Genomic DNA, 2,203 nt, shown 5'->3' with positions numbered 1-2,203 from the left:
CAATGTCGTTATCAGGGAATAAAAAATAAATGGATTACAGTCACTTATCTTATCTGCATTTAGTCACAGTCGTTCCAGCATTTTTCATTGGCAGTTATTTACTTGTTGTTCGAAAAGGTACAGCTAAACACAAAGCACTAGGCAAAATTTATATGGTGCTGATGTTGTTTACTGCCATTGTGTCATTGTTTATGCCTGCTCAACTTGGGGCAAGTTTTTTGAATCACTTTGGCTATATTCATTTGTTAAGTCTTCTAACGCTTTACGCGGTTCCTGCTGGCTATTTTTATATTAAAAAAGGCAATGTGCGAGGACACAAACGAAGCATGATTATTTTGTATTGTGGTGGCCTCATTGTCGCGGGTACCTTTGCTTTTATGCCGGGTAGATTATTGAATGATTGGATTTTTAGCTAATTGGTTGATTGACTGTAAGACGCTTTTAAACTTTATTATCCATGGTAAGTTTAGTTCTTGAGTGGATGACGTGGTTTGACCTAAACGTTAAAAACTATGCACACATGGTGGACTTATGAAATACCAATTTGGTTCAGGAACGGTATCAGATGTTTTGGATGCCTTAGCATTAACACCAGAGTTTGAAAATGTCATATGTGCAGACATCATTGGCAACAGATTGGCTGGGAGAAACGCTTTAATTCTCGTTGCTAGATATGAGGCCAAGCCTGTTGGTTTTAAAGTAGGTTATGAGCTACCTGATGGTCAGTTTTACAGTTGGTTAGGTGGTGTAATTCCTGAACATCGCCAAATGAAAGTGGCCTCTCAATTACGCCTACTGCAAGAGTCATGGGCTGTTGTGAACGGTTTTAATTCTATTAAGGTTAAATCCATGAACCAGTTTCCGGCCATGTTGCAGATGCTTATCGCGAGCGGCTATCAAATCTGTGGTTATGAGAATAACGGATCAATTGCCGAGAGTAAGATCGAATTTATTAAATTTTTGCAGCCACAATGAAACAAATAAACAAGCCGCTATGGGCTACATTTATTAAGTCGGCGTAAGCCAGTCTTACATACATTCCATGTTACTAATGTTCGTGCTAAATGCGTGTTATTAGGTCAATTAACCTATCAAAAACCATTATGAAAATGCCTAGGTAAAGTAGAGGTTGGCGCAATTTACTCAATGGTATGACTTCTGCGCATGATGGTAATAAATGCTGCCGTGTTTGACTTGCCTCAGGTAGAATGCCGACTCTGAGGTTTTTCTTTTTTTGGATATATTCTAGATGCAAATCAATCGTGTACTTCTGACCGCTGTCGGTAGTGTTTTGCTGGCAATGGTGACCATTCAATCAGGTGCTTCTTTAGCAAAGCAACTTTTTCCCTTGGTTGGGCCGGAAGGCACTACAGCATTACGTTTAGGTTTTGCCGCGGCCGTACTTTGGATGGTGTTTCGTCCATGGAGAGCTTTACCCCAAGGCCGAGATTGGCAAAGCATTATTATTTATGGTTTGTGTTTAGGTGGGATGAATATCCTGTTTTATTTAGCCATTGAACGTATCCCCTTAGGGATTGCCGTCGCCCTAGAATTTACCGGCCCTTTAGCCGTGGCATTATTTGGCTCAAAGCGTAAAAGCGATTTATTTTGGGTTGCCTGTGCGATAGCGGGTATTTTGCTTCTTATGCCAAGCTTGTCTAGTACACAAGGCCTCGATTTAGTCGGGGCATTAATGGCGTTGGGGGCGGGAGCATGTTGGGCTGGATACATTTTATTTGGCACCCGTACTGGTAAGCAGGCATCAGGCGGTATTACGGTTGCTCTCGGGATGACTGTTGCTGCAGTGGTGTTAGTGCCTGTAGGCGCCGTTAGCCAAGGTTTAGCGTTACTTAGCTGGGAAGTCTTGCCGCTTGGCTTATTGGTTGGGGTGTTATCGAGTGCATTACCATACTCGTTGGAAATGATAGCCCTTAGAAACATGCCAACACAGGCCTTTAGCGTGCTAATGAGTCTCGAACCTGCCATCGCTGCATTGGCTGGTTTTGTTATTTTAAGTGAGCAATTAACCATGCTGCAGTGGTCTGCCATTGGTTTAGTGATTATTGCCTCAATTGGCAGTAGTTTTACGCCTAAGAAAGCCATTGAAATGGGCGTGTAATACTTAACACTCGTTTCGTTTTAGCTTTTATTTATCCTTGTTATATTATTAAAAAGTCAGTGAGGTTACTCACTGACTTTTTGG

At 41.8% G+C, this 2,203-nt stretch carries 3 protein-coding genes; all 3 read left to right on the top strand.

All coding sequences use genetic code 11. From position 1 onward, the window contains the following. Positions 1–29: 29 nt before the first annotated feature. The 3 genes from CXF78_RS21050 (at position 30) to CXF78_RS21040 (ending at position 2,119) form a co-directional block, all read left to right on the top strand. Complete coding sequence (locus tag CXF78_RS21050; protein ID WP_102037857.1) at positions 30–416, top strand: DUF2306 domain-containing protein; 387 nt, start codon at positions 30–32, stop codon at positions 414–416. A 115-nt stretch (positions 417–531) separates the two neighbouring features. After that, positions 532–975, top strand: a complete 444-nt coding sequence (locus CXF78_RS21045) for a GNAT family protein (RefSeq protein WP_102037856.1) — start codon at positions 532–534, stop codon at positions 973–975. 274 nt (positions 976–1,249) lie between these two features. Next, positions 1,250–2,119: an EamA family transporter gene (locus tag CXF78_RS21040; RefSeq protein ID WP_011635560.1), complete on the top strand. Its 870-nt coding sequence runs from the start codon at positions 1,250–1,252 to the stop codon at positions 2,117–2,119. The last annotated feature ends 84 nt before the right edge of the window (positions 2,120–2,203 follow it).

It is taken from the genome of Shewanella sp. 11B5 (genome assembly GCF_002836795.1).
Lineage (GTDB): Bacteria > Pseudomonadota > Gammaproteobacteria > Enterobacterales > Shewanellaceae > Shewanella > Shewanella frigidimarina.
Note: the sequence above shows the minus strand (reverse complement) of the source record. Positions and strands in the feature narration are given on the sequence as shown.

Coding starts and splice junctions, on each gene's coding strand:
- CXF78_RS21040 (WP_011635560.1), top strand. CDS start 1,250: ATGCAAATCAATCGTGTACTTCTGACCGCTGTCGGTAGTGTTTTGCTG.
- CXF78_RS21050 (WP_102037857.1), top strand. CDS start 30: ATGGATTACAGTCACTTATCTTATCTGCATTTAGTCACAGTCGTTCCA.
- CXF78_RS21045 (WP_102037856.1), top strand. CDS start 532: ATGAAATACCAATTTGGTTCAGGAACGGTATCAGATGTTTTGGATGCC.